Source organism: Streptomyces graminofaciens, from assembly GCF_030294945.1.
In the GTDB taxonomy this organism is placed as follows: domain Bacteria; phylum Actinomycetota; class Actinomycetes; order Streptomycetales; family Streptomycetaceae; genus Streptomyces; species Streptomyces graminofaciens.
Window position 1 is genome coordinate 5,309,616 of sequence record NZ_AP018448.1, and the last position, 26,195, is coordinate 5,335,810.

The 26,195-nt window shown below is 70.7% G+C and carries 21 protein-coding genes; 11 read left to right on the top strand and 10 right to left on the bottom strand.

The genetic code is table 11. From position 1 onward, the window contains the following. Window positions 1-193: 193 nt before the first annotated feature. On the bottom strand, window positions 194-2,236 hold the full coding sequence (locus SGFS_RS22610; RefSeq protein WP_286252850.1) for a thioredoxin domain-containing protein: 2,043 nt from the start codon (window positions 2,234-2,236) through the stop codon (window positions 194-196). 267 nt (window positions 2,237-2,503) lie between these two features. Here SGFS_RS22610 and SGFS_RS22615 point away from each other — a divergent pair, with 267 nt between their 5' ends. Further along, the gene (locus SGFS_RS22615; RefSeq protein ID WP_286252851.1) at window positions 2,504-5,704 is read left to right on the top strand and encodes a tetratricopeptide repeat protein; all 3,201 of its coding nucleotides are present in this window, start codon (window positions 2,504-2,506) and stop codon (window positions 5,702-5,704) included. Between the two features lie 30 nt (window positions 5,705-5,734). Here the strand turns inward: SGFS_RS22615 and SGFS_RS22620 are convergent, their stop codons facing one another. Then, window positions 5,735-5,983: a hypothetical protein gene (locus tag SGFS_RS22620; protein ID WP_286252852.1), complete on the bottom strand. Its 249-nt coding sequence runs from the start codon at window positions 5,981-5,983 to the stop codon at window positions 5,735-5,737. 21 nt (window positions 5,984-6,004) lie between these two features. Further along, a complete protein-coding gene (mca, locus tag SGFS_RS22625; protein WP_286252853.1) occupies window positions 6,005-6,877 on the bottom strand; it encodes a mycothiol conjugate amidase Mca in 873 nt (290 codons plus the stop codon). A gap of 236 nt (window positions 6,878-7,113) precedes the next feature. Between mca and SGFS_RS22630 the strand changes: the two genes are divergently transcribed. Beyond that, window positions 7,114-7,512, top strand: a complete 399-nt coding sequence (locus SGFS_RS22630; protein ID WP_286252855.1) for a DUF4307 domain-containing protein — start codon at window positions 7,114-7,116, stop codon at window positions 7,510-7,512. A gap of 179 nt (window positions 7,513-7,691) precedes the next feature. Then, on the top strand, window positions 7,692-8,192 hold the full coding sequence (gene greA, locus SGFS_RS22635) for a transcription elongation factor GreA (RefSeq protein WP_286252857.1): 501 nt from the start codon (window positions 7,692-7,694) through the stop codon (window positions 8,190-8,192). Window positions 8,193-8,298: 106 nt separating this feature from the next. Here greA and SGFS_RS22640 read toward each other — a convergent pair whose 3' ends face one another. The 3 genes from SGFS_RS22640 to ilvA all read right to left on the bottom strand — a co-directional run bounded on the left by SGFS_RS22640 (window position 8,299) and on the right by ilvA (window position 11,560). After that, window positions 8,299-9,144 carry an ABC transporter permease gene (locus SGFS_RS22640; protein WP_286252859.1) on the bottom strand — a complete coding sequence of 282 codons (846 nt, stop codon included), beginning with the start codon at window positions 9,142-9,144 and terminating at the stop codon, window positions 8,299-8,301. Then, window positions 9,141-10,160, bottom strand: coding sequence for an ATP-binding cassette domain-containing protein (locus tag SGFS_RS22645; protein ID WP_286252861.1), 1,020 nt, complete (start codon window positions 10,158-10,160; stop codon window positions 9,141-9,143). The genes SGFS_RS22640 and SGFS_RS22645 overlap by 4 nt, the downstream gene beginning before the upstream one ends. Window positions 10,161-10,330: 170 nt before the next feature. Further along, entirely contained in the window at window positions 10,331-11,560 is a 1,230-nt protein-coding gene (ilvA, locus tag SGFS_RS22650) for a threonine ammonia-lyase (protein WP_286252863.1), read from the bottom strand. Between the two features lie 164 nt (window positions 11,561-11,724). Between ilvA and SGFS_RS22655 the strand changes: the two genes are divergently transcribed. From SGFS_RS22655 to SGFS_RS22665, 3 genes are all read left to right on the top strand, one after another. After that, a complete protein-coding gene (locus tag SGFS_RS22655; protein ID WP_286260013.1) occupies window positions 11,725-12,219 on the top strand; it encodes a MarR family winged helix-turn-helix transcriptional regulator in 495 nt (164 codons plus the stop codon). A gap of 124 nt (window positions 12,220-12,343) precedes the next feature. Continuing rightward, the gene (locus SGFS_RS22660) at window positions 12,344-12,832 is read left to right on the top strand and encodes a sigma factor-like helix-turn-helix DNA-binding protein (RefSeq protein WP_286252864.1); all 489 of its coding nucleotides are present in this window, start codon (window positions 12,344-12,346) and stop codon (window positions 12,830-12,832) included. Continuing rightward, window positions 12,829-13,077, top strand: a complete 249-nt coding sequence (locus SGFS_RS22665) for a hypothetical protein (RefSeq protein WP_286252866.1) — start codon at window positions 12,829-12,831, stop codon at window positions 13,075-13,077. Before SGFS_RS22660 ends, SGFS_RS22665 begins: the two co-directional genes overlap by 4 nt. A gap of 12 nt (window positions 13,078-13,089) precedes the next feature. On the opposite strand, the gene SGFS_RS22670 is transcribed toward SGFS_RS22665, so the two are convergent. Further along, on the bottom strand, window positions 13,090-14,244 hold the full coding sequence (locus tag SGFS_RS22670; protein WP_286252867.1) for a cystathionine gamma-synthase: 1,155 nt from the start codon (window positions 14,242-14,244) through the stop codon (window positions 13,090-13,092). A gap of 192 nt (window positions 14,245-14,436) precedes the next feature. Between SGFS_RS22670 and SGFS_RS22675 the strand changes: the two genes are divergently transcribed. From SGFS_RS22675 to msrA, 4 genes are all read left to right on the top strand, one after another. Beyond that, window positions 14,437-15,555, top strand: a complete 1,119-nt coding sequence (locus tag SGFS_RS22675; protein WP_286252868.1) for a hypothetical protein — start codon at window positions 14,437-14,439, stop codon at window positions 15,553-15,555. A 184-nt stretch (window positions 15,556-15,739) separates the two neighbouring features. Continuing rightward, window positions 15,740-17,386, top strand: a complete 1,647-nt coding sequence (locus SGFS_RS22680; protein WP_286252870.1) for a M48 family metallopeptidase — start codon at window positions 15,740-15,742, stop codon at window positions 17,384-17,386. Next, the gene (locus SGFS_RS22685; protein WP_286252871.1) at window positions 17,383-18,477 is read left to right on the top strand and encodes a hypothetical protein; all 1,095 of its coding nucleotides are present in this window, start codon (window positions 17,383-17,385) and stop codon (window positions 18,475-18,477) included. Before SGFS_RS22680 ends, SGFS_RS22685 begins: the two co-directional genes overlap by 4 nt. A 261-nt stretch (window positions 18,478-18,738) precedes the next feature. Then, window positions 18,739-19,422, top strand: coding sequence for a peptide-methionine (S)-S-oxide reductase MsrA (gene msrA, locus SGFS_RS22690; RefSeq protein ID WP_286252872.1), 684 nt, complete (start codon window positions 18,739-18,741; stop codon window positions 19,420-19,422). Between the two features lie 55 nt (window positions 19,423-19,477). On the opposite strand, the gene SGFS_RS22695 is transcribed toward msrA, so the two are convergent. Together SGFS_RS22695 and SGFS_RS22700 are read right to left on the bottom strand one after the other, a co-directional pair. Beyond that, a complete protein-coding gene (locus tag SGFS_RS22695; protein ID WP_286252873.1) occupies window positions 19,478-20,314 on the bottom strand; it encodes an MBL fold metallo-hydrolase in 837 nt (278 codons plus the stop codon). 199 nt (window positions 20,315-20,513) lie between these two features. Then, window positions 20,514-21,422 carry a helix-turn-helix domain-containing protein gene (locus SGFS_RS22700; protein ID WP_286252874.1) on the bottom strand — a complete coding sequence of 303 codons (909 nt, stop codon included), beginning with the start codon at window positions 21,420-21,422 and terminating at the stop codon, window positions 20,514-20,516. 172 nt (window positions 21,423-21,594) lie between these two features. Between SGFS_RS22700 and SGFS_RS22705 the strand changes: the two genes are divergently transcribed. After that, window positions 21,595-22,638, top strand: a complete 1,044-nt coding sequence (locus SGFS_RS22705; protein WP_286252875.1) for an NAD(P)-dependent alcohol dehydrogenase — start codon at window positions 21,595-21,597, stop codon at window positions 22,636-22,638. Window positions 22,639-22,721: 83 nt separating this feature from the next. Here SGFS_RS22705 and SGFS_RS22710 read toward each other — a convergent pair whose 3' ends face one another. Continuing rightward, complete coding sequence (locus SGFS_RS22710; RefSeq protein ID WP_286252876.1) at window positions 22,722-26,066, bottom strand: S8 family peptidase; 3,345 nt, start codon at window positions 26,064-26,066, stop codon at window positions 22,722-22,724. Between the last annotated feature and the right edge of the window lie 129 nt (window positions 26,067-26,195).

Below are 26,195 nucleotides of genomic sequence, written 5' to 3' on the forward strand. Positions count from 1 at the left end.
AATACCCCCTGCACAACGGAGAGTTACTCCCGTCGCGTCACTGTGGGGAGACTAAGGGGAAACTGTGAACCCGGGGAACGCTTCCGATAAAAAGCGTGTTTCCGTTCGGGGGAACATGTAATCGGACGTGTCGCCACACGGGCCGGTTACCAGCCAGTTGGTGGGCCTTGCACCAATATGTTACCGACTGGTTTCAGCCGCTCAGAGCCGTTCGCAGGGCCGCCCGGAGGCGGTCGACATCGGTCGTGGGGGCGTCACATGTGAAGTTACGGCAGACGTAAGCGGTCGGTTCACCTCCGACGAGCGGACGGCCGGCCAGCAGCGGCAGCTCGTCACTCTCCGCGGTCCCCACGGCGACCACGGCACCCGGCGCGGTCCCCAACAGCGCCGCCCGGTGCAGTTCCCTGGTCCCCGGGTGCCCCTCCGGCCCGACGACCGCGACCTCCCTCGGCCCGTCGAGCAACGCCTCGGCGGTGGCGAGCCCCCAGCCGATGAACCGCGGCGCCCGCGGCCCCAGCGCCTTCACCACGCCCAACGCCCGCTCGGCGGCGCCCCGATGGGGCTCCGAGCCGGTGTGCGCGGCATAGCTCAGCAGCGCGCCCGCGGCCGCGCTCCACCCCGAGGGCGTGGCGTTGTCGGTGGGGTCCTGGGGCCGGCGGATAAGCTTCTCGGCATCGGCGGCGGTGTCGTACAGCGCGCCCGACTCCTGGTCCACGAACCGCGCGAGCACATGGTCGAGCAGCAACCCGGCGAACTCCAGCCACACCCCCTCCCCCGTGACCGACGCCAGCGCCAGAAACCCCTCGGCGACGTCCGCGTAGTCCTCCAACACCCCCGCGTTCACGCCCACCTGCCCGTCCTTGCTGGTCCGGGCGAGGTGCGCCTTCTCATCCAGATGCAGCCGTACGAGGAGGTCGGCGGCGGCGATGGCCGCGTCCACCAGGTCGGGGCGGTCGAAGTAGGCGCCGGTCTCGGCGAGCGCGGCGACGGCGAGCCCGTTCCAGGCGGCGACCACCTTGTCGTCGCGGCCGGGGGCGGGCCGCAGCGAACGGGCCCGATGCAGCCGCTCTTTGATCGACTCGATCTTCTCGGCGTCGAACACGCCCTCGCGCTGCGGGAGTTGAAGCACGGACGAGCCGTGCTCGAAGGTCCCCTCCGCCGTGACCTCGAAGTAGTGCTCGGCGAGCCGGGCGTCCTCCTCCCCGAGCACCTCGGTCAGCTGAGCCGGGGTCCACACGTAGTAGGCGCCCTCGACGTGCTTGCCGGTCCCGTCGTCGCTGTCGGCGTCGAGCGCGGAAGCGAAACCGCCCTCGTCCGTGCGCAGCTCCCGGACCATGAAGTCGGCGGTCTCCAGGGCGACGCGCCGGGCCAGCTCGGAGCCGGTGGCCCGCCAGAGGTGGGCGTAGACACGGCAGAGCAGGGCGTTGTCGTAGAGCATCTTCTCGAAGTGCGGGACGACCCACTCGCGGTCCACGGAGTAGCGGGCGAAACCGCCGCCGAGCTGGTCGTAGATACCCCCGCGGGCCATGCGCTCGCAGGTGTCCCGGGCCATCTGGAGCGCGCCCTCGGAGCCGGTGCGGGCGGCGTGGCGCAGCAGGAACTCGACGGCCATGGACGGCGGGAACTTGGGCGCCCCGCCGAAGCCGCCGCGCGAGGCGTCGTACTCCCGGGTGAGCCCGAGCAGCGCCTGCGCCAGGTCCTCCTCACCCGGCACGTCCATGGAGGAGTACTTCAGCTCGCGCCCCGCGAGGTCCCGCACGATCTTCCCGGCGACCTCGGTGACCTCGTCCCGCCGGTCGGCCCAGGCGGCCCGCACGCCCTCCAGGACCTGCTGGAAGGAGGGCATGCCGTGGCGGGGCGCCGGCGGGAAGTACGTACCGAAGTAGAAGGGCTCGGCTTCCGGGGTCAGGAACACGGTCATGGGCCAGCCGCCCTGCCCGGTGGCGGCCTGTACGGCCTCCATGTACACGGCGTCGACGTCGGGCCGCTCCTCGCGGTCGACCTTCACACTCACGAAGTGCTCGTTGAGGAGATCGGCGGTGGCCCGGTCCTCGAAGGACTCGTGCGCCATGACGTGACACCAGTGACAGCTGCTGTACCCGACGCTGAGCAGCACGGGCACGTTCCGCTCCCGCGCCTCGGCGAAAGCTTCGACCGACCAGGGCCACCAGTCCACCGGGTTGTCGGCGTGCTGAAGAAGATACGGGGAGGTCTCATGGGCCAGTCGGTTCGCCATAGAGCCCATCATTCCGCAGCGCGCCTCCATTCGCCGGGTGCGCCCCGTAAGGGGCGCGGGGAACCGCGCGACGCGACTACGTCCTCGCCGGCGGCGAGGCTGGCCGTCCTCGTCGAGCCACGACGCACCCGGCACCCGCCGAACAACCCCCGTCACCCACGGCGATCAGGCCTCTGCCCGGGGCGGAGCGATCACGCCCTCTCGCCAGTGCGCCCCATTCGCTCCACACTGACCTGGGTAGGCCGTTTCGGCAGAGGGGGACGTGTGATGCGCGACAGCCATCGGGGCGAGGCCGAGGCGCTGTTGGTCCGGGCGGTCGAGGAGGAGGTGCGCAGGTCCGGCGGCCGTAGCGATGGAACCGTCCTGCTGTCGCGGGCGAAAGCGGCCCTGGACTCCCTGGCACAGAACGCGGCGGAGGAGTACGAGGCGTACACCCGCGCACTGGACGAATCGGCGGCCGGGCACATCAGTTTCGGCCAGCGGTACGCGAAGGAGGGGGCCGGAACTCCCCTGCTGGTGGCGGCCGTCGCGGCGGCCGCGACCGTGGTGGCGGACCTGGTGCTGGGCACCGGCACCGGCACGGCCGTCGGCGCGGGCGTGACCGTCGGGGTCGTGGGCGCCGCGGCCACCGTCCTGAAGGTGACCGCCTCCCACCTCCCCGCCGCGCACCATCGCGCGGGCGCCCTGGGCCAGCCGGGCGGCCCGGAGCAGCTGAGACTCCAGTGGCTGACGGCGCTGGAGGTGCGCGGGATACGCCCGTTCCTGGACCAGCAGAGGGTGATCGCCGCCTCCACGGCGCAGAAGAAGGCGCCCCAGCTGCGCGGCGCCGACAAGAGCGCGGCGGCCCGCAGGCGCAACGTACTGGAGCAGTCCTTCGCCCAACTCCCCGAACCCGACGACCGGTTCGCGGACCGTCGGCAGGAGATGGGCAAGATCCGGCAGTGGGTGCAGGCGTCGCGGGCCGCCACCGAGACCCGGCCGACGGTCGTCGTCCTGCACGGCACGCCCGGCTCCGGCCGCACCGCCCTCGCCGTCCGCGCCGCCCACGACCTGCGGGACTACTTCCGGGGCGCGTGTGTGGTCGACATGCGCGGCGACAGCCCGGGGGAGGACCCGCTCTCCACCCGGGACGCGCTGATGCATCTGCTGAACCGCCTCGGCGCCCCACGCGACCAGCTCCTCTTCCGTGAGCGCACCTCGCAGGACCAGCAGGTCAGGCGACTGAGCGAGCTCTACCACCAGCATCTGACGGGGCTGCCGGTGACGATCGTCCTGGACGACGCCTCCGACCCCGAGCAGGTCCGCACGCTCGTCCCCGAACGCTCCGACAGCCTCGTCCTGGTCACCTCCCGGGGCCCGCTCCCACTGCCCGCCGACCTGCCCGCCCAGGTGCACCAGCTGCCGGTCGAGGCGCTGGACGCGGCGGGCGCGGAAGAACTGCTGGACTCGGCCGCCCAGGAGAGGTCCGCCGGCGGGTACGACACCGAAGCGACGGCCCGGATCCGGCAGCTGTGCGGCGGCCTACCCCTCGCGCTGCGCATCGCGGGCTCCTCCCTCGGCGCGCGCACCCCCGGCCAACTGGCCACGGACCTCGGCGCGTACGGCCCGGTCGAGCCGGTCGAGCGCGCGCTGTGGCTGCGCTACACCGACCAGTCCGAGCCCTCACGCCGACTGCTGCGCCGGCTGGCGCTGGCGGGGCGGGCCTCCCTGGGCGCGGCGGCGGCCGCCTCCCTGCTCGCCACCGACGAGACGGAGGCGACCCGCCACCTCACCACGCTGGCCCGCACCGGACTGATCGACCATGTCCACGGCAACCGCTACCGGCTGCACGACCTGGTCCGCGACTTCGCCCAGGCCCGCCTCCTCGACGAGGAGCCGCCGAGCGAGCGCACGGCCGCCCAGGAGCGGCTGATCGTCACGTACGCCGATCTCGCCGACTCGGTGCTGCGCCTGGTCGACGGCAACATGTCGACCCGCTCGGACCGCTTCGGCCCGCACGGCTTCGTGTCGCTGGACGAGGCGCTGCGCTGGCTGGACGACGAGACCAGCTTCATCACCTCCACGCTCCGGCACGCGGAGGGCGTCAACCAGGCCGCCGTACTGAGCCTGCTGGGCGCCCTGTGCGACTACTGCCTGCTGCGCGGCGACCTCTACCGCCTCGGCGAGCTGAGCGAACTCGCCCAGTCCATCGACCAGGGTCTGCTGACGCGCTCGGTCCAGTGGCGTACGGGTATCGCGGCCCGTCAGCTGGGCGAGCTGGACAAGGCCCGGTCGACCCTGACCTCGGTGGTCGACCTCTACATGGAGACGAACCACGACGCGGGCGCGGCCCGTGCCCTGTGCTCGCTCGGCATCACCCTCCACCACCAGGGCAATCTGACCGAGGCCGCGGCGAAGCTCTTCGAGGCGCTGGGCATGCAGTCCGCGCCGGAACTGGCCGCCGACCGCGCCTGGACCATGCACGCCCTCGCCGCCGTGGAACGTGACCGCTCCCGCCTGGCCGACGCCCTGGATCTGCTCACCCGCGCCCTGGTGATCCACCGCCAGCAGGACTCCCTGCACGGCGAGGGCTGGGCCCACTTCCAGCTCGGCCAGCTGCGGCTGCGCATGGGCGACGTGCCGAGCGCGGAGAGCGAGCTGCGCGCCGCGCTCGATCTGTTCGGCCGTACCCGTGACGCCCGTGGCCAGGCCTGGGCCATGACCCAGCTGGCCCGCGCCCGCCTCGTCGCCGGCGACGCCTCGGCCGCCGTCGACGGCTTCCGCCAGGCCCTCTCCCGGCACCGCGACAACGAGGACGCCCGCGGCGAGGCCTGGAGCGGCTACTACCTCGGCCAGGCCCTGGAGGAGACGGGCAACCTGGACCAGGCGGTACGGGAGCTGGAACGGTCGAGGACGATGTTCTCCCGGATGCGCGACATGTACGGCCTGGCCTGCGCCCGCCACCACTCGGCCCGGGTCACCCGCGACCAGCGCGCGGTCCAGACGGGCTCCCTGCGGAACTCGGGCTTCGCCCGTCAGCTCCTCGTCGACGCCCGAGCGGACTTCCAGCGCATCGGCGTCGCCCACGGCGAGGCGTGGACCTGCCTGGAACTGGCGGTCGTGGACGCCGGCAACACCCGCCCGCAGCAGGCCCTGGCCCTGTGCGACGAGGCGGCGAGCCTCTTCATGTCGTACGGCGACCGCCGGGGCGAGGACTGGGCCCGCTTCCTGCGCTGCACCCTGCTTCCCTACGCCGCGGCCGGCGGTGTCGAGATCGGCACGGCCGTGGCCGAGGAGGAGCTGTCGCAGCTGGTCCGCACGTCCCATCCCCTGCGGGACGAGAAGCTCGCCGAGTACATCGAGGCGTACCAGCTGCTGCTGGAGCGCGGGGTCAACCTGGAGTCCGGCTGGCGCGCCTGGACTCTCGGCATGGTCCCGAACCGCCACGCCCGCGAGGTGATGGGGGTGGCGGTGACGGCGAGCCACTGACTGCCGCGCGCGGGGCGCGGCAGTCAGCGCTCAGCCCTGTTGGGCCTTGGGCGCGCCGGTCGCCCCGCTCCGGGCCTTGCCGGAGGCATCGGAGTCACCCTCCGGGGCCTCCTGGAAGTCGACCTTACCCATGTGCTTGTTCATCGACTTCATCAGGCCCCACACCGCCAGGGCCATCACCGCGAAGACGATGAAGCCGAGGACGCCGGGGGTGACCTTGTTCTTGTCCAGCTCCTTGGCGAGGGGAACCAGGTGCGTGACTGCCAGGCTTACGCTCATGTCTGGCATTGTCCCCCAGGGCTAACGGATGCCCGCAAAGAGGTCGTCCTCCGGAAGCGAGGTGTCCACGAGCGACTTCGCCAGCTCGTACTCCTCGGTCGGCCAGACCTCCTTCTGCAGGTCCAGCGGCACCCGGAACCAGCCCCCGTCGGGGTCGATCTGCGTGGCGTGCGCGATGAGAGCCTTGTCACGGATCTCATAGAACTCGGCGCACGGGACGTGCGTGGTCAGCGTCCGCTCGTTGCGCTGGAACTCGTCCCACCGCTTGAGCCAGTCCCCGTACGGCGACTCCATGCCCCGCTCGAGCAGCGCGTTGTGCAGCGCCTCGGTGCGCGGACGGTTGAAGCCCTGGTTGTAGTAGAGCTTCTGCGGCTGGTAGGCCGGGCCGTACTCGACCTCGGGGTACTTCTCGGTGTCCGCCGAGCCCTCGAACGCCACCATCGAGATCTTGTGGGTCATGATGTGGTCGGGGTGCGGATAGCCGCCGTTCTCGTCGTAGGTGGTGATCACCTGGGGACGGAACGCGCGGATCTTCCGAACCAGCTCGCCGGCCGCCTTGTCGACGTCCTCCAGGGCGAAGCAGCCCTCGGGCAGCGGCGGCAGGGGGTCGCCCTCCGGGAGTCCGGAGTCGACGAAACCGAGCCATTCCTGCTCGACGCCGAGGATCTCGCGAGCCTCGTCCATCTCCTTCTTGCGTACCTCGTGGATGTGCTCCTGGATGTACTTGTCACCCTGCAGCTTCGGATTGAGGATGGAGCCGCGCTCCCCGCCCGTGCAGGTCACGACCAGCACGTCCACCCCCTCGGACACATACTTCGCCATGGTGGCCGCACCCTTGCTCGACTCGTCGTCGGGGTGCGCGTGCACGGCCATCAGTCGCAGCTGGTCAGTCAAGACTCATTCCCTCGTAAGTCGGCGCGGGCCTGAACGATCGGTGACTCGGCCCGGCGCGATCCGGTGAGTCAATACTGCCGTCCCGCTCGGACACCCGTGTGGGGCGGCCGTCAGGTGCTGGGCGGGAGGCTTCTATAGTGACCGAATCGGGGGGCGGAAAATTCCCGCGTCCGGGCCGGCCCGGACCTGGCGCCCCTTTCGGGATCTTCGTCCCGACCCTTTCCGAGAGGACGATCATGAGCACGGCGAGCACCCAGCTGCCCGACGGCCGCTACGGCCGCTCCGCGGACGGGCGCGCCGACCACAAGCTCAAGGTCATCGGCGCAGCCCTGGGCGCGGCAATGCTCGTCCTCGTCGGCTGGTTCGCCTACCACTACGTCGTCGGCAACAGGGTCAGCGTCGAGATCTACACCTTCGAGACCTCCGCGAACTCGGTGAAGGTGCACCTCAGGGGCGACAAGGACGCCGGCGTCGAGGCCTACTGCACCGTGCGCTCCCAGGCCGAGGACGGTGCCGAGGTCGGCCGCGCCGACTTCCGCTTCGACGCCGACACCACGACCATCGACAAGGTCTTCACCCTCCGTACGACGTCCCGCGGCACCACCGCCGAGCTCCTCGGCTGCCACGCGAACTGACCCCGGTCGGCATCACCGCCGGGTGTCACCACGCTGACCTGCGTGGACGTTTTTCTTGTGGTTTATGTCCTCCCCCTTCGGCCACTGAATTGTTAGGCTCGTGGTTTCGCCCACTCGTGAAAGAACATTCTTCTGGGTAGGGCGATGCTTTGTATTCCCAGTACCTACGAGGAGCACCTGTGACCCAGACCAGCGAGAACGTCACCTGGCTGACCCAGGAGGCGTACAACCAGCTCAGGGCCGAGCTGGACTACCTGTCTGGTCCTGCGCGCACGGAGATCGCCGCCAAGATCGCGGCCGCGCGCGAGGAGGGCGACCTGCGCGAGAACGGCGGGTACCACGCGGCCAAGGAGGAGCAGGGCAAGCAGGAGCTCCGTGTGCGCCAGCTGACCCAGCTCCTGGAGAACGCCAAGGTCGGCGAGGCGCCGGCGTCGGCGGACGGCGCGGTGGCGCCCGGCATGGTCGTGACGATCGCCTTCGACGGCGACGAGGACGACACCGTGACGTTCCTGCTCGCCTCCCGCGAGTACGCCAGCTCCGACATCGAGACCTACTCGCCGCAGTCCCCGCTCGGTTCCGGTGTGATCGGCAAGAAGGTCGGCCAGGACGCGCAGTACGAGCTGCCCAACGGCAAGTTCGCCTCGGTGAAGATCCTCAAGGCGAAGCCCTACCAGAGCTGAGCCCGCCGCTCCCACCGCTGTCCCCGAGCCCCCGGCGCCCTCTCGGCGCCGGGGGCTCGTCATAGCCGGGTGTCCGGGCGGGCGGAACACGCCGGCTGCTCGTCCCTCACGCCGTCGCCGAGCGGTACTTCCGTACCGACAGCGTCCGGAATATGAGGATGATCAGGACCGAGTAGATCAGCGAGGCCCACACGGAGTGCTGCATCGGCCAGGCCGTCGACGTCGACACCCCGGGGTTGCCGAACAGCTCACGGCAGGCCTGCACCGTGGCGCTGAACGGGTTCCAGTCGGCGACATGACGCAGCCAGGGCGTCATCCGGCTGGAGTCCACGAACGCGTTCGAGATGAATGTGACCGGGAAGAGCCAGATCAGCCCGCCGGAGGTGGCGGCCTCGGGGGTGCGCACGGAGAGGCCGATGAGCGCGCCGACCCAGGTGAACGCGTACCCGAGCAGAAGCAGCAGCCCGAAGGCGCCGAGCACCTCGCCGATGCTGGTGTGGGTCCGCCAGCCGACCAGCAGGGCGACCATGGCCAGCACGAACAGCGTGAGAGCCGTCTGCACCAGGTCGGCGAGCGTACGTCCGGTCAGCACGGCCCCGCGCGCCATGGGCAGGGAGCGGAAGCGGTCGATGAGCCCCTTGTGCATGTCGTCGGCGATGCCGGCACCGGCGCCCGCGGTTGCGAACGTGACGGTCTGGGCGAAGATCCCTGCCATCAGGAACTCGCGGTAGACGGCGGAGTCCGTGGTTCCGTCGATGTTCATGGAGCCGCCGAAGACATAGCTGAACAGCACCACGAACATGATGGGCTGAATCAGCCCGAAGATCACCATCTCGGGGATCCGGGACATGCGAATCAGGTTCCGCTTGGCGACGACCAGTGAGTCCCGGACGGACTGTGTGATCGGGTTGCCGGGCGGGGGGACCCGAACGGTGTCGGTGACGGCGCTCACTCGGTGGTCTCCTTTCCTCGTCCTCGTGCCTTGGTGTCGGCGGGCGTGCCGTTCGCGCCGTTCTCCTCGTCCCTGGCCTCCGCCACGTGGCCCGTCAGGGAGAGGAAGACGTCGTCCAGGGTGGGCCGGCGCAGGCCGATGTCGTCGATCTCGATGCCGCGGACGTCCAGCTCGCGGATGACCTCGGCGAGAAGCTTGGCGCCGCCGGTGACGGGGACCGTGAGCTTGCGGGTGTGCTCCTCGACGGTGGGGTCGCCCTTGCCGAAGCCCGTCAGCACCTCCACGGCGTCCCGTATGTGTTCGCGCTCGTGCACGACGACCTCGACGCGCTCGCCGCCGGTGCGGGCCTTGAGTTCGTCGGAGGTGCCCCGGGCGATGACCCGGCCGTGGTCGACGACCGCGATGTCATGCGCCAGGTTGTCGGCCTCTTCGAGGTACTGCGTGGTCAGCAGCAGGGTCGTACCCCCGGAGACGAGCTGCTTGATGACGTCCCACAGATGCTGGCGGTTGCGGGGGTCGAGTCCGGTGGTCGGCTCGTCCATGAACATCACCGGTGGTGAGACCACCAGCGCGGCCGCCAGGTCGAGGCGGCGGCGCATACCCCCGGAGTAGGTCTTGGCGGGCCGGTCGGCGGCCTCCGCGAGGTTGAACTGCTCCAGCAGCTCGCCCGCGCGCACCTTCGCGGCCTTGGCCCGCATCTGGTAGAGCTGGCCGACCATCTGCAGGTTCTCCCGGCCCGTCAGATATTCGTCGACCGCGGCGAACTGGCCGGAGAGGCCGACCGAGCGGCGGACGGCGTCAGGGTGCTTGAGGACGTCGATGCCCGCGACGACCGCCTTGCCGCTGTCGGGCCGCAGCAGGGTCGTGAGACATCGGACGGTGGTCGTCTTGCCCGCGCCGTTCGGCCCGAGCAGACCCAGGACGGTGCCCTCGGGGACATCGAGGTCGACACCGTCCAGAGCCCTTACGTCACCGAAGGTCTTCACCAGGCCTTCGGCATAGATGGCGCCTGGCATATGAGTTCTCCACGTAGTCGGATTCCTTCGCAAAAGCCTAGGATTGTGCGTTTTGCTCTGCCCGACAGGTGGCGTGGGCCACACGTCGGGCGACACGACACACACCATAACGCGATGTATCGCGTCTCTCAATGGAGTTACTCGAACGAGTGACAAACGGGGTGCCGACCTCAGTCGATGACCGTGTAGCCCGCCTCGCGCAGGGCGTGGCCGACCTCGGCGCAGTGCCTGGGCCCCCTCGTCTCCAGGTGCAGCTCGACCTCCACCTCCGTGAGCCCGAGCCGGGGATCGGTCCGGACATGGCTCACGTCGAGGACATTAGCGTCGACCACTGACAACACCCCGAGAAGCGTCGCGAGGGCGCCCGGGCGGTCGGTGAGGCGGAGGCGAACCTGCAGGTAGCGGCCACCGGCGGCCATGCCGTGGCGCAGGACGCGCTGCATCAGCACGGGGTCGACGTTGCCGCCTGAGAGGACCGCGACCACGGGGCCCTCGAAGGAGCCCGGGTCGCGCAGCAGGGCCGCGACGGGGCTCGCGCCGGCCGGTTCCACGACCAGCTTGGCCCGCTCCAGGCAGAGCAGCAGGGCGCTGGAGAGGTTGTCCTCGGAGACCGTGCGGACCTCGTCGACCAGGTCGGCGATGATGTCGAACGGCACGTCGCCGGGCCGCCCGACCTTGATACCGTCGGCCATCGTCGCCGGGTGCTCCACCGCCACGGGGCGGCCGGCCGCGAGCGAGAGCGGGTAAGCGGCCGCGCCCTCCGCCTGCACACCGACGATCCGGACGTCCGGCCGCAGCGCCTTCACCGCGGTCGCGATGCCCGCGGCGAGCCCTCCGCCACCGATGCCCACGACGATCGTGCGCACCTCGGGGCACTGCTCCAGGATCTCCAGGCCGACCGTGCCCTGGCCCGCGATGACGTCGGGGTGGTCGAAGGGGTGGATGAACACCGCGCCCGTCTCGGCCGCGTACTGCTGGGCGGCGGCGAGTGTCTCGTCGACCACCGTGCCGTGCAGGCGTACCTCGGCGCCGTACTCCTCGGTCGCGCTGATCTTCGGCAGTGGGGCGCCCTTCGGCATGAAGACCATGGAGCGCACGCCGAGCAGGGCGGAGGCGAGGGCGACGCCCTGCGCGTGGTTGCCCGCGCTGGCCGCGACGACGCCGAGGGCGCGCTGCTCCGGCAGCAGGCCGGCGATGCGCACGTACGCGCCGCGCAGCTTGAACGACCCCGTCCGCTGGAGGTTCTCGCACTTGAGGTGGACCGGCGCGCCGACGAGCTGCGTCAGATGCCTGCTGCCCTCCATCGCGGTGACACGTGCGATGCCACCGAGCATCTTCTGGGCACCCCGTACGTCGTCCAGTGTCACCGTGGGAAAGGAGTCAGCGGTGCGGTAGCTCATGACCACCAGTCTCGCAGTTCACAGCGGACGAGCGCGGTCGTGACCAAGGGCCGGAACGGGTTTCGGCGGCGTCGGTACAGCCCGCCTTTTGTCCGCGTACCCTGTCCCCCAACCCAGCGCCCCACGCATGAATTGAGCCTTTGGCCATGCCCACAACACCTGAAATGTCGATGGACATGACGACCGTCGGTGACAACGGTCTTCTCGACACGCTGCAGCACGAGGTCGCGGTGTTCGCACGCCGTGCCGAGCAGACCCGGCTCGGCGGCGTGGGGCAGGTGCGCAACTCCATGGACCGTGCCGCGTATCTGCTGCTCAACCGCCTCGACAAGGAAGGCCCGATGGGCGTCAAGGCGCTCGCGGCGAGCATGGGGATCGACTCGTCGACGGTCACCCGGCAGGTGGCTCCGCTGGTCGACACCGGCCTCGTCAAGCGGACCTCGCACCCGGAGGACGGCCGGGCGGTGGTGCTCCAGCTCTCTCCGCGCGGGCTCTCCCGGCTCGAGGAGGTACGTTCCTCCAGGCGCCAGCTGATGGCCGATCTGACCGAGGACTGGGCGCCCGAGGAGCGCGAGGCGTTCTGCTCGCTGCTCACGCGGTTCAACACCGCGCTGTCCGCGCGCATGGGTGCCGCCCCGGAGGCCCCGGCGCCGTCCTGAGGGTCCAAGCGGCCTTCACGCACACGCGTGCCGCCCGGCTCTTGACCGGGCGGCCGACTCTGACCTGATATGAGACGGGGCGGACCCCGTTTCCCCTCAGGGCCGCTCCCAGGCGGGAGGCGTGGTGCGAGAACGGCATACGGTTCAAGGCGCCCGCCGGGCCCGGGAGTTCGAGGCGTTCGTCGCGGGCGCGGCCGGCCGGCTGCTGCGGACCGCCACTCTGCTGGCGGCGGAGACCCCGGACGACAACCCGCGCGCGCGTCGCCTGCTGACCCACGCCCTCGCCCACACCTACGCCGACTGGGACCGGCTGCGGGGCGAGGACCCCTACGACCGGGCCCGTCAGCACCTGGCCGTGCGGTACGCGCGCGGGGCCTGGCACCAGTACGTGCCCTTCCGCTCCCCTCCGGGGGGTGTGCTGGGCGGGCTCGGTCCCCGGGAGCGCCTGGTCCTCGTCCTCAGGCTGTACGAGGGTGTCGCCGAGGAGCAGACGGCGGCGCTGCTCGGGCTGACCGTCGAGCGCGTCGAAGTGATGTGCACGCGCGCGATGGAGAAGGTTCTGCGCCCCCCGCGCAGCCCCGCCCAGGCCGTGGCGAAGGTGGTGCCGTCGTGAACGTACGACAGCGGGAGGCGGCCGTACGGCGGCTCCTGGAGGGCACGCCGCCGCCGGTACCGCCCGAGCTGTACCCGGAGGCGGTACGGCGCGGGAACCGTATGCTGCGCCGCCGGACGGCGGCCCGGCGGCTGCTGTGGCTGGTGCTGCTGGCCGCCGTGATCGCCTTCGTGGTGTGGGCGTCGACGGCCCGCCCCTGGGTGGAGCCGCCGTCGGAGACGACTCCACCGGTGACGGGCTGGTGAGCGCCCACGGATTCAGCCGAGGGCCTGCTGGAGGTCCTCCAGGAGGTCGTCGACGTTCTCGATGCCCACGGAGAGGCGTACGAGGTCGGCGGGGACCTCCAGGGCGGAGCCGGCCGCGGAGGCGTGCGTCATACGGCCCGGGTGCTCGATGAGCGACTCGACGCCGCCCAGGGACTCGCCGAGCGTGAACACCTTGGCGCGGTTGCAGACCTCGACGGCAGCCTCCTCGCCGCCGGTGACCTGGAACGACACCATGCCGCCGAACGACTTCATCTGCTTGGCGGCGACCTCGTGACCGGGGTGGTCGGGCAGGCCCGGGTAGAGCACGCGGGACACGCGCGGGTGCCGGGTGAGCATGTCGGCGACCTTCGTGGCGTTCTCGCTGTGCCGGTCCATGCGCACGGCGAGCGTCTTGGCGCCGCGCAGCACGAGCCAGGAGTCGAAGGGCCCGGCGACCGCGCCCATCGCGTTCTGGTGGTACGCCAGTTCCTCGCCCAGTTCCTGGTCGCCGACGACCAGGGCGCCGCCGACGACGTCCGAGTGGCCGCCCATGTACTTGGTGAGCGAGTGCACGACGACGTCCGCGCCGAGCGCGAGCGGCTGCTGGAGGTAGGGCGTGGCGAAGGTGTTGTCGACGACCAGCTTCGCGCCGGCCTCGCGGGCGATCTGGGCGACCGCGGGGATGTCGGTGATGCCGAGCAGCGGGTTGGAGGGGGTCTCCACCCAGACGGCCTTGGTCTTCGGCGTGATGGCGGCCCGTACGGCCGCGGGGTCGCTGGTGTCGGCGACGGACCAGTCCACGCCCCACCGGGAGACGACCTTCGCGAAGAGGCGGAACGTGCCGCCGTACGCGTCGTTGGGGATGACCACGTGGTCGCCCGGGCTGAGCAGTGTGCGCAGCAGGCAGTCCTCGGCCGCCAGTCCCGACGCGAACGCGAGACCGCGCCGGCCGCCCTCCAGGGCGGCGAGGTTCTCCTCCAGCGCGGTACGGGTGGGGTTGGCGCTGCGGCTGTACTCGTAGCCGCCGCGCAGGCCTCCGACGCCGTCCTGCTTGTAGGTCGAGACCTGATAGATCGGTGGGACGACCGCGCCGGTGAGGGGATCCGCGGTGTTGCCCGCGTGGATCGCGAGGGTCTCGAAGTGCTGACTGATGTGGGTGTCGCTCATGGTTGTCGAGCGTAATGCTCCGCGCGGAAACGGTGCGCCTCATGGCTCGCGGGTTATGGGTGCGCCTCATGGCTCGCGGGTGATGGTGGTGGGGCGGGTGCGGGTGGGTGGGGGCTGGTCGCGCGAGGGCGAGGACAGGGCCGTCGCCGACCACGTTGGCCAATTGTCGGAGGCGTCTGGAACCCTTGGCGTATGGAGATTCTCTGGGGCCTGATGGCACTGCTCATGATCGGCTTTGTGATGTGGCCGGTCATGGCTCGCAGGCGTGCCGGAATTCAGCAGGTCGCGCCGGGCGACCCGGACGCCGCGGACCCGGCGAACTACGGGTTCGTACGGCAGGAGCTGCTGGACGTGCGGATGCCCGGCCCGGACCAGGACCTGCTGGACGTCCTGGACCTCGTGCAGCGCTCGCAGGACCACCGTTCCGCCGCCCAGCTGCTCGCGGGCACGGAGACCGAGGGCGAGGTCCGCTGGCAGCGGGTGCAGGCCTTCGCGGGCGCGGCCGCGTTGGAGTTGCAGCAGCGGCCGGGCGGGGTGAGCGAGTCGCCGGGCGGGCAGTGGCTGAGGGTGTGGCGCGCGGAGGCCCCCAAGGACGCCGGCGGCGCCGCGGTGCACGCGGAGTTCCTGGTGCAGCAGGCGTGGCGGACGTCGTCGCCGGGCACGGACGACTTCCGGATCATCATGGAGGAGGCGCGGTCGGCGTGCGGCGACGCGGCGCTGCTCGCCCCCGGTGACCCGATCCCGTACATCATCGAGCTGTCGGTCGCGCGTGGGCTCGGCTACTCCCGCGAGGAGTTCGAGCAGCTCTGGCTGAGGATCCTCGACCGCGCCCCGGCGCACATGGGCGCGCATCTGGCGGCGCTGCACTACTGGTGCGAGAAGTGGCACGGCTCGCGCGAGCTGGCGTACTCCTTCGCCGAGGCCGCCGCGGCCCGTGCCCCGCAGGGGTCGCTGCTGGCGGCGATGCCACTGTTCGCCGTCTTCGAGCACCTGCCCGAGGTGAACCTGGTCAGCGGCTTCTACCAGAGCGAGGTCGTCACCAAGGCGATCCACGGCGCCCTGTTCGCGGTGCACGCGGCACGGCCCGACGACCCGATGCTGGCCCATGTCCGCCATCTGCTGATCTTCTTCCTGGTGCGCGGCGAGCGCTGGGGCGAGGCCATGAACCAGCTGGTCCATGTCGACGGCCATGTGGGCGCCCTCCCCTGGACCCTGACCACCGACCCGGCGGAGGACTACGCGATATACCGGGCGCTGGCGGTGGCGGGCTACGAGGCGAACGGCGGCAGCCCGGCGACACTCATGCACTGAGCCGCGCCCCACCTCACGGCGGCCCCGCATCCCCCGCTTCACGGCGCAGTAAGTGCTTGCCACCCGCCGTCCGGTAAGAAAGAATCCGCCCCCACACGGATTGGTCATGGACACGTCCCCGGCCGCCCGATTTCACTGTTTTCGTGATCGTTCGCGATCTTTCCCGTGGGGGGACATCTGCCCGATGGGCGCGACCCTGCGCGCATTGCGCGCTCTTGTGCTGCTCGCCGGCTTCTATCTGCTCGGCGTGCTCCTGCTCGCGGCGCTCGCGGGCGCCGACTACCTGCTGTACCTGTACGACGTCCCGTCCGGCCTCGCCAGCAAGCTGTACCTGGTCTCCGTACTGCTGGCGATCCCGCTGGTGCGCGGCCTGTTCATGCTGCGCACCCCCAAGGGCGAAGAGCCGCCGGGGCTGGCGGTGAGCGAGGCCGACGAGCCCGAACTGTGGCGGACCGTACGGGAGTTGGCCGACCAGGTCGGCACCCGCGCGCCCTCGCGGATCGTGCTGACCGCCGACGTCAACGCGGCCGTCGGTGAGGACGCCCGGCTGCTCGGTCTGCTCCCCGGCCCGCGCCTGCTCCTGCTCGGCGTCCCCCTGATGCAGGGTCTGACCGAGGCGCAGCTGCGCGCGGTCCTCGCCCACGAGCTGGGCCACTACTCGAACGCCGACACCCGGCTCGCCGCGATCACCGTGCGCGGCCGCGCCCAGGTGCTGCGCACCATCGAGCACTTCGAGGAGCGCGCCGACAGGACCGCCGGACGCGAGCGGGCCCGGCAGGAGAAGAAGAACGCCAAGAAGTTGGCCAAGGGGAAGCAGGCCAAGGAGATCGACACCGCGGGGTCGGGCATCACCTACCGTGCGATGGCGGCGATCTACATGGGCTACGCGAAGCTCTACTTCCGCGCCACGCTCGCCGGTTCGCGCCGTCAGGAGTACGCCGCCGACGCCGCGGCCGCCCGGATCGTCGGCCGCGACGCCACCGCCTCGGCGCTGCGCGAGATCCCGGCGCTGGACGCCGCGTTCGGGTTCTACATGGACCGTTACGCGACGATGGGCGGCGGCGCCCGGCTGCTGCCGCCGCGCGGCGAGTTCTTCGGCGGTTTCGGCCACATGCTGAACGCCCGTCAGCTCGAACTGGTCGGCATACGCGACGACCTGCCCACCGAGCCGGTCTCGGCGTACGACTCGCACCCGCCGATCGCCGACCGCGTCCAGCGCATCGAGGCCCTGCCCTCCGACGGCCGCGCCGACGAGGCCAGGGGCGCGGCGCTCGCCCTGCTCGCCGCCCCGGAGCGGACCCTCACCGCTCTGGAGGACGCGGTCCTGGCGGACGACGTACGGCAGTTCCGGCGCGCCGGCGACTGGCAGGAACTGCTCGACGCCGCGATGGCGGAAGGATTCTCCTCCCTCGACACGCCGCTGCACCGGGCGCTCGCGATGTACACCAAGGAGCATCCGAGCCTGCCCGCGCTGCTCAAGGTCATCGAGGACGGCCAGCTGTGGCAGCTGGCCCGGCGGCTGCCGCTCTCCGACCAGGCCGCCGCCGCGAACGGCCGCGCCTTCCGCGAGTTCGTACGGCCCGCCCTCGCGGACGCGCTGCAGAGCATGGCCCTGGCCGAGCTGAGCACGCACGCCCTGCTGAGCTGGGAGTTCTCCTGGGAGAAGCCCGCCACCGTGCGTCTGCCCGCCGGGCCCGACGGCGAGGAGACCGACCTCGGCGCCGCGATCGAGGCGGCCGTCGGCGACCACCCTGACACCGAGCCGCTGCGCGCGCTCCTTCCCCCCGCTCCCCAAGGCCCCGCCGAGCGAGAAACGGACGCCCCGCGATGACCGTACTGCTGTGGATCCTGGCCGTCCTGGCGGTGCCCACCCTGGCCATCGGGGTGTGGCTGGCCGGGGTGTTCCTCAAGGAGTTCTTCCGCCCCAGCGGCGACGCCGACCCGGACACCGCCGAGGCGATGGGCCTGCTGCCGGCCGAGCGGCAGAACGCGAAGTACGCGGGCCCGCTGCCGGCCGGCTGGGACGCGACGCTCGCGGCCGTACGCGGCGGCGACTGGAAGGCCGCCGCCAAGTTGCTGCAGGACATCGGCCGGGACTGGGACCGCCGGTCCCGGGCCGCGGGCCTGCTGGGCGAGCTGGCCGCCGATGACGACGACTGGCTGCTCGCCTGGGAGACCGACCGGCCCGACGACCCGGACGCGGCCGTGGTCCGTTGCCGCAGCACGGTGATCCTCGCCGGGAACCTGCGGGGCGGGAAGCAGGCCAAGCACACGACCCGTGAGCAGTTCGACGGCTTCCACCGGATGCTGCACCGCTCCCGCGAGGAGATCGCGCGGGCGGCGGCGCTGAACCCCGACGACCCCACGCCGTACGTCACGGAGATCACGGTCGCCCTCGGTCTCGGCTACCCGAACTCCGAGATGGACCGGCTCTGGACGGAGATCACCGCCCGCGCGCCGCACCACTACGAGGGCCACTACTCGGCACTCCAGTACTGGTGCGCGAAGTGGCGCGGCTCGGAGCAGCTGGCGAAGGAGTTCGCCGAGCGCGCGGCCGAGAACGCGCCCCTCGGCAGCCTCCTCACCGTCCTGCCGCTGATCGCCCACTTCGAGCACGACAAGTCGGACGACAACAGCGTCGACCGTACGCCGACGATGATCGGCCGGGTGGACGCCGGCCTCGCCGACGCCGCCGCGGCCGACCCGACCCACCCCCGCCTGCCCGAACTTCGCCACCTCCTCGCCTACTACCTGTCCCTCCAGGACCGCGACGCGGCCGCGCTGGAGCAGTTCAAGCTGGTCGACGGGTATGTGAACGCGCTGCCGTGGCGTTACCGGGGCAGCGACGAGGAGATGGCCGCGTTCTACTGCCGTATCCGCAACATGTCGGCCCAAGCGGTGGCCGACGCGGCGAACGCCTGACGGCGGACACCCATCCGGAACACGCACGAGGAACACGCACGAGGAACGCGAACAGCGCGAACACGGAACGCGTAGGCGGAGCACGAAGGCGGAATTCGGGCGGCATCCGGGACGTTGTCCTGGGTGCCGCCCACTCGTTCGCCCACTCGTTCGCCCCTCGTTCGCCCAGTGATTCGCCCAGTGATTCGCCCGCCCGAGGACCCCGTTCGGTACCCGTACTCGTACTCGTACCCGTGGCGTCCCCTCCCCGAAGGAGTCAGCATGCTGTTCGGCCGCACCCCCCAGCTGCCCACCCGCGAGCAGGCCCTGCGCGGTCGCGCGGAGCGGCCGTTCTCCGTCCCGGACCGCCACACCGTCCTCGGCAACCCGCTCCTCGGCCCCTACCCCGAGGGCCTTGAGACCGCCGACTTCGGCCTGGGCTGCTTCTGGGGCGCCGAGCGCAAGTTCTGGCAGCTCCCGGCGGGCGTCTTCACCACCCTGGTCGGCTACCAGGGCGGTTTCACCGAGCACCCCACGTACGAGGAGGTCTGCTCCGGCCTGACGGGCCACACGGAGGTCGTCCGCGTGGTGTACGACCCCTCCGTCATCTCGTACGAGCGGCTGCTCCAGGTCTTCTGGGAGTCGCACAACCCCACGCAGGGCTTCCGCCAGGGCAACGACGTCGGCACCCAGTACCGCTCCGCCGTCTACACCCACACCCCCGAGCAGGCCGCGGTCGCCGAAGCCTCCCGCGAGGCCTACCAGAAGGTCCTGGCCGCCTCCGGCTACGGCTCGATCACCACGGAGATCCTCCCGGCGAAGGACCGCGACTTCTACCCGGCCGAGGCCTACCACCAGCAGTACCTGGACAAGAACCCGGCGGGTTACTGCGGGCTCGGCGGGACCGGGGTCTCGTGCCCGATCGGGGTGGCCCCGGCGACCCCGGCGGCCCCGGTGGAAGGCTGAGATCACCTCGATCCCCTTGGTCCCTTTCTGATGGCCGGAGCCCCTCGGACATGCCCTAGCGGCCACCTCCCCCCGGCTCGAACCCCGCCAGCATCTGTTCCAACGCCGCCTGGTCCGGGCCCACGAACGCCGGGGTGCCGGCCGCCGAGGCCAGGGTGTCGATCATCGAGCCCGTGATGCCCGCGGCCGGTGGGAGGTGGGTGGAGAGGACGAGGTCGGGCTCACGGTCCAGGAAGGGCTGGAAGCCCGCGCGGTACTTGTCGGGGTCGACGTTCTCGATCCAGGGGCTGTCGACCGTGGCCCACAGGAGCTGGGCGGCGCGCAGGTCCTCCACGGGGGCCGCGCGGGCGTCGTCCGCCTGGGCGAGTTCGGCGGTGGGCATCGGGCCGCCGAAGCAGTCGGAGCTGAAGCAGACGCCGGAGCGCTCGTCGAAGAAACCGACCGTGGCCGGGTTGTCGAACAGGGGTGGCCGGAACCCGATCAGGGTGCGGTCGCCCAGGTCGAGGCGCTCGCCGGGGTTGAGCAGATACAGGCGGTCGAGCGGGAACGGGCGTTCACAGGACATGATCCCGGCGCCGATGAACGTGGTCACCAGGCGTGCCTTGGGTGCCGCCTCCAGCAGCTCGAAGATGCCGCCGGTGTGGTCGCGGTCGGGATGGGTCAGCCAGATCCAGCGGACGTCGGCAGGTTCCAGTACGGAACCGAGCGTCGCCAGGAAGTCACGGTCGGGCAGGCCCAGGCCAGTGTCCACGACCATGGGCTCGGAGGCGAGCAGGACGAACGCGTTCACCGGGAGATGTCCGATGCCGGGTACTTCGAGGCTGTCGGACAGGACGCTGATGTCCGGGCGGACCCTGTGGACCGTGCCCGGGCGGACCTTCTGAAGGGGCATGTCGCTCACACCTCTGGAAACCCCCCACGGTGGTGATCGCGCCGCGACCGTCTGAGCACACCCGAGCCTGCCGAAGCATGCGGACTCCCTCCATCCTCCGACTTCCCCGCACGCGCCGCATCCGGGCGGTGACCGGGTTCTCAGGGGCGCGGTGAACTGCGCGACCAGCCCCCACCCACCCGCAGCCGAAAGAACCGACTCAGCCAGCCCGCCCCACGCCGGAGGCCACCGTGCCCCAGCTCGCCAGAAGGCGTAGTGCGTCGGCCGACGGGGAGCCCGGTTCGGCGTGGTAGGTGATCAGCGTCTGCTCCTGGTCGTCGGGGAGGCGGAACGACTCGAAGCAGAGTGTGAGGTCGCCGACCAAGGGGTGGCACATCCGCTTCACCCCATGGCTCTTCTCCCTGACGTCGTGCGTCGCCCACAGTCGCCGGAACTCCTCGCTCTTCACCGACAGCTCCCCCACCAGCGCCGACAGCCGCGGATCGTCCGGATGGCACCCCGCGTCCATCCGCAGATAGCTGACGATGTCGGCCGCCTTCTGCTCCCAGTCGAGATAGAGGTCCCGGTACTCGGGCCGCAGGAACACCATCCGCGCCCAGTTCCGCTCCTGCGGCGGCAGCTCCGACCAGTCCCCGAACACCGCCGCCGCCATCCGGTTCCAGACGAGGATGTCCGAGCGTCGGCCCGTGACGTACGCGGGAATCCCGTCCAGCGTGTCCACCAGCTGCCGCAGGGCACCCCGCACCTGCTGCGGCCGGCTCGACGGCTTCTTCTTGTGGGCCTTCGGCTTCGCGAGATGCGTGAGGTGGGCGTGCTCGGCGCCGGTCAGGCGCAGGGCGCGCGCGATCGCGTCGAGTACCTCCGCCGACACATTGCGCCCGTTGCCCTGTTCGAGCCGCGTGTAGTACGCCACCGACACACCCGCGAGCTGGGCCAGCTCCTCCCGCCGCAGCCCGGGCACCCGACGGTGCCGTCCGAAGCTCGGCAGGCCCACGTCCTCCGGCTTCAGCCGGGCACGCCGGGTGCGCAGAAACTCACTGAGCTCGGCACGCCGGTCCAGTGCGCCGGTGGCCCCGGCGGCGGCTACGGCTTCGGGCTGTTCGTCCATACGTAAAGTATTCCCGGTCGTACGCTCACGAGCCTGACCCCGCCAGTAGTAGGACCAGCGAGCGTACGCAGAGCCGTGGCCTGGGTGAACCCTGTGGGATGAGGCACGCTGGTGTCCGGTCCCGGCCGGAAGGCAGGCCGGGCGCCGAACCACTCGCTAGGAGATCCCCGGCATGACCACCACAGTCGCCGCCTACGCGGCACCGTCCGCGAAGGCTCCGCTGGAGCGCACCACCATCGAGCGCCGCGAGGTCGGCGAGTTCGACGTACTGATCGACATCAAGTTCTCGGGCATCTGCCACTCCGACATCCACCAGGCCCGTGAGGGCTGGGGCGAGGCGATCTTCCCGATGGTGCCGGGTCACGAGATCGCCGGTGTCGTCGAGGCCGTCGGCTCCGGTGTCACCAAGTTCAAGGTCGGCGACCGCGTGGGCGTCGGCTGCATGGTGGACTCCTGCCGCGAGTGTGAGAACTGCGAGGCGGGCCTGGAGCAGTACTGCCTCAAGGGCAACGTCGGCACGTACAACGCCCTCGACAAGAACGGCGAGCCCACCTACGGCGGCTACTCGCAGAAGATCGTCGTCGACCAGGCCTTCACCGTGGGCATCCCCGAGGGCATCTCCCTCGACGAGGCCGCGCCTCTGCTGTGTGCCGGCATCACCACGTACTCCCCCCTCAAGCACTGGAACGCCGGCCCCGGCAAGAAGGTCGCCGTCGTCGGTCTGGGCGGGCTCGGTCACATGGCCGTCAAGCTGGCGCACGCGCTCGGTGCCGAGGTGACGGTGCTGTCGCAGTCCCTGCGCAAGCGGGAGGACGGGCTGAAGCTGGGCGCGGACCACTACTACGCGACCAGCGACCAGGAGACCTTCAAGGTGCTCGCCGGCACCTTCGACCTGATCGTCTCCACGGTCTCGGCTCCGCTGAACCTCGACGCGTACCTCTCCCTGCTGAAGACGGACGGCGCGTTCGTGAACGTGGGCGCCCCCGAGGAGCCCGTCGCGCTGAACCTCTTCTCGGTGATCGCCGGCCGCAAGACCCTCGCCGGGTCCGGTATCGGCGGCATCCAGGAGACCCAGGAGATGCTCGACTTCTGCGCCGAGCACGGTCTGGGCGCGGAGATCGAACTGATCCGCGCCGACCAGATCAACGAGGCGTACGAGCGCGTCCTGGCGAGCGACGTCCGCTACCGCTTCGTGATCGACACCGCGACGATCTGACCGCGGCCGGCCGCGGGCCGGTGGGGGGGCAGGTGGGGGCAGGGGCGGCGAGGGCGAAGGATCCCCGCCGCCCCGAGCCCGCCCTACCTTCCGAAATACGCGTCGTAGATCGTCACCTTCGACACGTTCCCCTTCTTGTCCGTCACCTCGGCGCGGAACGACACGCTCTCCCCGGCCGCCGGGTTCTTGAAGGTGAGATGACCGCCGGTGACGGCGGTCCTGGTCCACTTCTCGCCGCCGTCGAAGGAGACGTACACGGTCAGGGACTTGAGGTTCCCGCCCGCGGCCGCCCCCTGGACGGTGACCGGAACGAACGCCTTCGCACCCGTCGAGACCGTGCCGTCCAGGGCGACGCCCGTACCGAAGCGCACCACGGAGACCGGCAGCTTCGTGTCCGTACTCGTCTTCTTCGACTTGAACGTCCAGCTCGCGTCGATCCTCGACGAGACCCTCGCCAGTTCCGGCGCCCGCCGCACGGACGTCGTCAGCCGGTACGAGGCGAGCCCCGGCGGGACCTTGAACTGCCCCGCCCCGTCCAGCGCGTCCTCAGCCGAGGCGTACTTCTCGCCGTTCCGGTACAGCGTGGTCTTCGCCGACGCGTACACCGACGCCCCCGCGTGCCCCTTGCCGTCGGCGAACATCGGCAGCAGGCCGTAGAGGTGGTCGCCGTCGCGCCGGATGCCGTACGTGCCGGCGATCCTCGGCCCGAAGACAGCGACATTGAACCTCTTCGCATAGCTCCTGCCGGCCTTGAAGGCCTGGCTGTCGCCCATGGTGTAGTAGGCCTCGACGATCGGGAAGCCCTGGTCGTCGACCCCGGCGTACTGCTCGAAGTCCAGGCCCCACTTCACCCCGCCCGCGCCCGACACGTACAGCGTGCGGGTGCCGGGCAGGGTCTGCTCGACGCCGATGCCTGAGGAGGCGGAGCCGCCGGGCAGCGCGGCCCAGGCGACGACCGCGCCCTTCTTGCCGGCGACCGAGGAGCCCAGGCCGGTCTTCACCTCGGCCAGTTCGCTCTTCTTCCAGTGCTTGGTGTAGCCGGTCGCGAGCTTCTTGACCTTGCCGCCGGTCGCGGTGCCGTACTGCGTGGCGGCACCGGCCGTCCAGTGCCCCTGCCAGCTCTGCGAGAGCCTGCCACCGGTCACCGCCGGGCCGAGGTGGGCCGTACGGAAGTTCTCGTACGTGTCGAGCCACCAGCCGTACGCGTAAGTGTTGTCGCCGACCCGGACCGAGTAGTCCGGCGACGCGAACACCGACTCGGCGGAGGCGGCCGGCACGGTGATGTCGACCGGTTTCGTCTTGCGCGCGTCCAGGGTGATGTCGAGCTTCCGGTCGACAGTCAGCTGCGGCCGGGCCAGCCAGTCGGCGCCCTTCTGGATGTCGTCCTCGGCCACGATGATCGCGGAGTTGAGGATGTAACCCCCCTTGGGGGCGCGGACCTTGACGCTGCCGTCCGCGTCGTACGGCATGAACCACTTCTGGTCGGCGAGTCCGGAGACACCGGTCATGTCGATCAGGTAGTTCTCGGCGGGCTTGCCGTCCCGCCCGATCACCTTGAAGTTCACGTCGTACGACTCGACCTCCCGCTGCACGGCCGCGGCCGTCCGTACGCTCTGGCCGCCGCCGGTGGCGGTGACGTACGCGGAGTAGGCGCCGTTCAGGCCGCCGCCCAGCTTGGTGTCGACCGTCAGTTTCACGGAGGCGGTGCCGCCGCCCGCGGGGACCGTGACCTTCTTGGCGCCCAGCTCGAAGAAGCCGGCGGGGGCCGCCTTGCCCTTGGGGTCGGTGGCCGCGAGGGCGAGCGTGAGGGTGACGTCCTTCTTGCCGAGGTTCTTGTACGTGAGCTTCTCGGTCTTCGGCTTGTCGTCGGTGTGTGGCCACAGCGCGACACCGAAGCTGACGGAGACCGGGTCGGCCACGACCGTCTGCTTGATGGCCTTGTCGACCTGGATCCGGCCCGAACCCTGCTGGAACGGCGTGTACTTGCCGCCCTTCGTGGACGCGGTCAGCGCGCCCTTCAGCTCGGTGTACGTCCACTCGGGGTGCTGCTGCTTGAGGATGGCGGCGGCGCCCGCGACATGCGGGGTGGCCATCGACGTACCGGAGATGGTCAGATACCCGGCGGGTTTCTGGCCGACCTCCTTGTCGATGACGCTGTCCGGGGCCGCGGCGGCGGTGATGTCGACGCCGGGCGCGGTGACATCGGGCTTGATCCGGCCGTCCAGGCCGGGGCCGCGGCTGGAGAAGGAGGCGAGCTTGTCCTTGTCGTCGACCGCGCCGACGGTGAGCGCGGCCTCCGCACTGCCCGGGGAGCCGATGGTCTGCCCGCCGTAGTCGCCCTCGTTGCCGGCGGCGACCGCGAAGAGGATGCCCTTCTCCTTGGAGAGCTTGTTGATGGCCGCTTCCATCGGGTCGATCTCGGGGGTGTCGCCGCCGCCCAGGCTGAGGTTGACGACATCGGCGCCCTGCTCGGCCGCCCAGTCCATACCGGCGATGATCCCGGAGTCGTCACCGGAGCCGTCGTCGCTCAGCACCTTGCCGTTGAGCAGCTTGGCGCCGGGCGCGACTCCCTTGTACCTGCCCTTGGACTTCGCGCCGGTGCCGGCCGCGATCGAGGCGACGTGCGTGCCGTGGCCGTACTTGTCGGTGGTGTCGGGCGAGGCGGAGAAGTTCTTGTCGGCGATCACCTGGCCCTTGAGGTCCGGGTGGGTCGCGTCGACGCCCGTGTCCAGGACGGCGATGGTGACGCCCTTGCCGTCGTAGCCGGCCTTCCAGGCCTTCGGGGCGCCGATCTGCGGGACCGACTTGTCGAGGCTGACCTTGCGGACCCCGTCCAGCCAGACGTGCGCGACCCCGGTGGCGGCGGTGCCGTCGGCGTCGGTGACCGCCTTCCACAACTCGGCGGCGTCGTCCTTGGGTGTGAGGACCGCGTCGGCGTTGAGGGTCCGAAGCGTGCGGCGCACCTTGGTGTCGCCCGCGTCCCGTACATCGGCCCGGGCGTCGGCGGCGGTGCCCCGGTAGCCGACGATCAGCTTCAGTCCCCGCTTGTGGGCCTTGCGGATCGCGGCCCTGCTCAACTCCGTGACGTCGAACAGGCGTCGGTCGAGGGTGCCGGTGGCGATCAGCCGGGCGGCGTCGGCCGGCACGACGTACGTATGGCCGTCGGCCTCGCGTACCTGGACGGGGACGCCCGCACGCCCCTTCGCCCGTTCGAGCCCCCGCACCCGGCCGTCGGCGTCGATACGGACGCGGTCCCCGGTGATGAGGGTGATTCTGTGGTCGGCCGTGAGGTCGGCCCCGGTCGTACCGTCGTCCCCGGTCGCCTGCTCGGCCGCGGTGGACGCCGGGGCGGTCAGTCCCACCGTCAGCGCCACGGCGGCCGCCGTGGCGATCGTGGCCGAGCGTGCTCGCTGTACTTGTCTGCGCAAGTCTCCCCCTGGAGCAGCAGAAGTCCGGCGAATCTCCCGTTCGTCCGGCCAGGGGATATTTACGCCCATACAAGCCAACACCCCCCGGAATACGCAGTATGCCGAGAGGCTAATAGGCGCTCAATAGTG

Bases quoted from the DNA above. Each gene is read 5' to 3' on its own strand.
- SGFS_RS22615 (WP_286252851.1), top strand. From the start codon at position 2,504: ATGCGCGACAGCCATCGGGGCGAGGCCGAGGCGCTGTTGGTCCGGGCG.
- ilvA (WP_286252863.1), bottom strand. From the start codon at position 11,560: ATGAGCTACCGCACCGCTGACTCCTTTCCCACGGTGACACTGGACGAC.
- SGFS_RS22630 (WP_286252855.1), top strand. From the start codon at position 7,114: ATGAGCACGGCGAGCACCCAGCTGCCCGACGGCCGCTACGGCCGCTCC.
- SGFS_RS22705 (WP_286252875.1), top strand. From the start codon at position 21,595: ATGACCACCACAGTCGCCGCCTACGCGGCACCGTCCGCGAAGGCTCCG.
- SGFS_RS22700 (WP_286252874.1), bottom strand. From the start codon at position 21,422: ATGGACGAACAGCCCGAAGCCGTAGCCGCCGCCGGGGCCACCGGCGCA.
- SGFS_RS22685 (WP_286252871.1), top strand. From the start codon at position 17,383: ATGACCGTACTGCTGTGGATCCTGGCCGTCCTGGCGGTGCCCACCCTG.
- SGFS_RS22670 (WP_286252867.1), bottom strand. From the start codon at position 14,244: ATGAGCGACACCCACATCAGTCAGCACTTCGAGACCCTCGCGATCCAC.
- SGFS_RS22680 (WP_286252870.1), top strand. From the start codon at position 15,740: ATGGGCGCGACCCTGCGCGCATTGCGCGCTCTTGTGCTGCTCGCCGGC.
- SGFS_RS22645 (WP_286252861.1), bottom strand. From the start codon at position 10,160: ATGCCAGGCGCCATCTATGCCGAAGGCCTGGTGAAGACCTTCGGTGAC.
- SGFS_RS22675 (WP_286252868.1), top strand. From the start codon at position 14,437: ATGGAGATTCTCTGGGGCCTGATGGCACTGCTCATGATCGGCTTTGTG.
- msrA (WP_286252872.1), top strand. From the start codon at position 18,739: ATGCTGTTCGGCCGCACCCCCCAGCTGCCCACCCGCGAGCAGGCCCTG.
- SGFS_RS22620 (WP_286252852.1), bottom strand. From the start codon at position 5,983: ATGAGCGTAAGCCTGGCAGTCACGCACCTGGTTCCCCTCGCCAAGGAG.
- SGFS_RS22655 (WP_286260013.1), top strand. From the start codon at position 11,725: ATGTCGATGGACATGACGACCGTCGGTGACAACGGTCTTCTCGACACG.
- SGFS_RS22610 (WP_286252850.1), bottom strand. From the start codon at position 2,236: ATGGCGAACCGACTGGCCCATGAGACCTCCCCGTATCTTCTTCAGCAC.
- SGFS_RS22695 (WP_286252873.1), bottom strand. From the start codon at position 20,314: ATGCCCCTTCAGAAGGTCCGCCCGGGCACGGTCCACAGGGTCCGCCCG.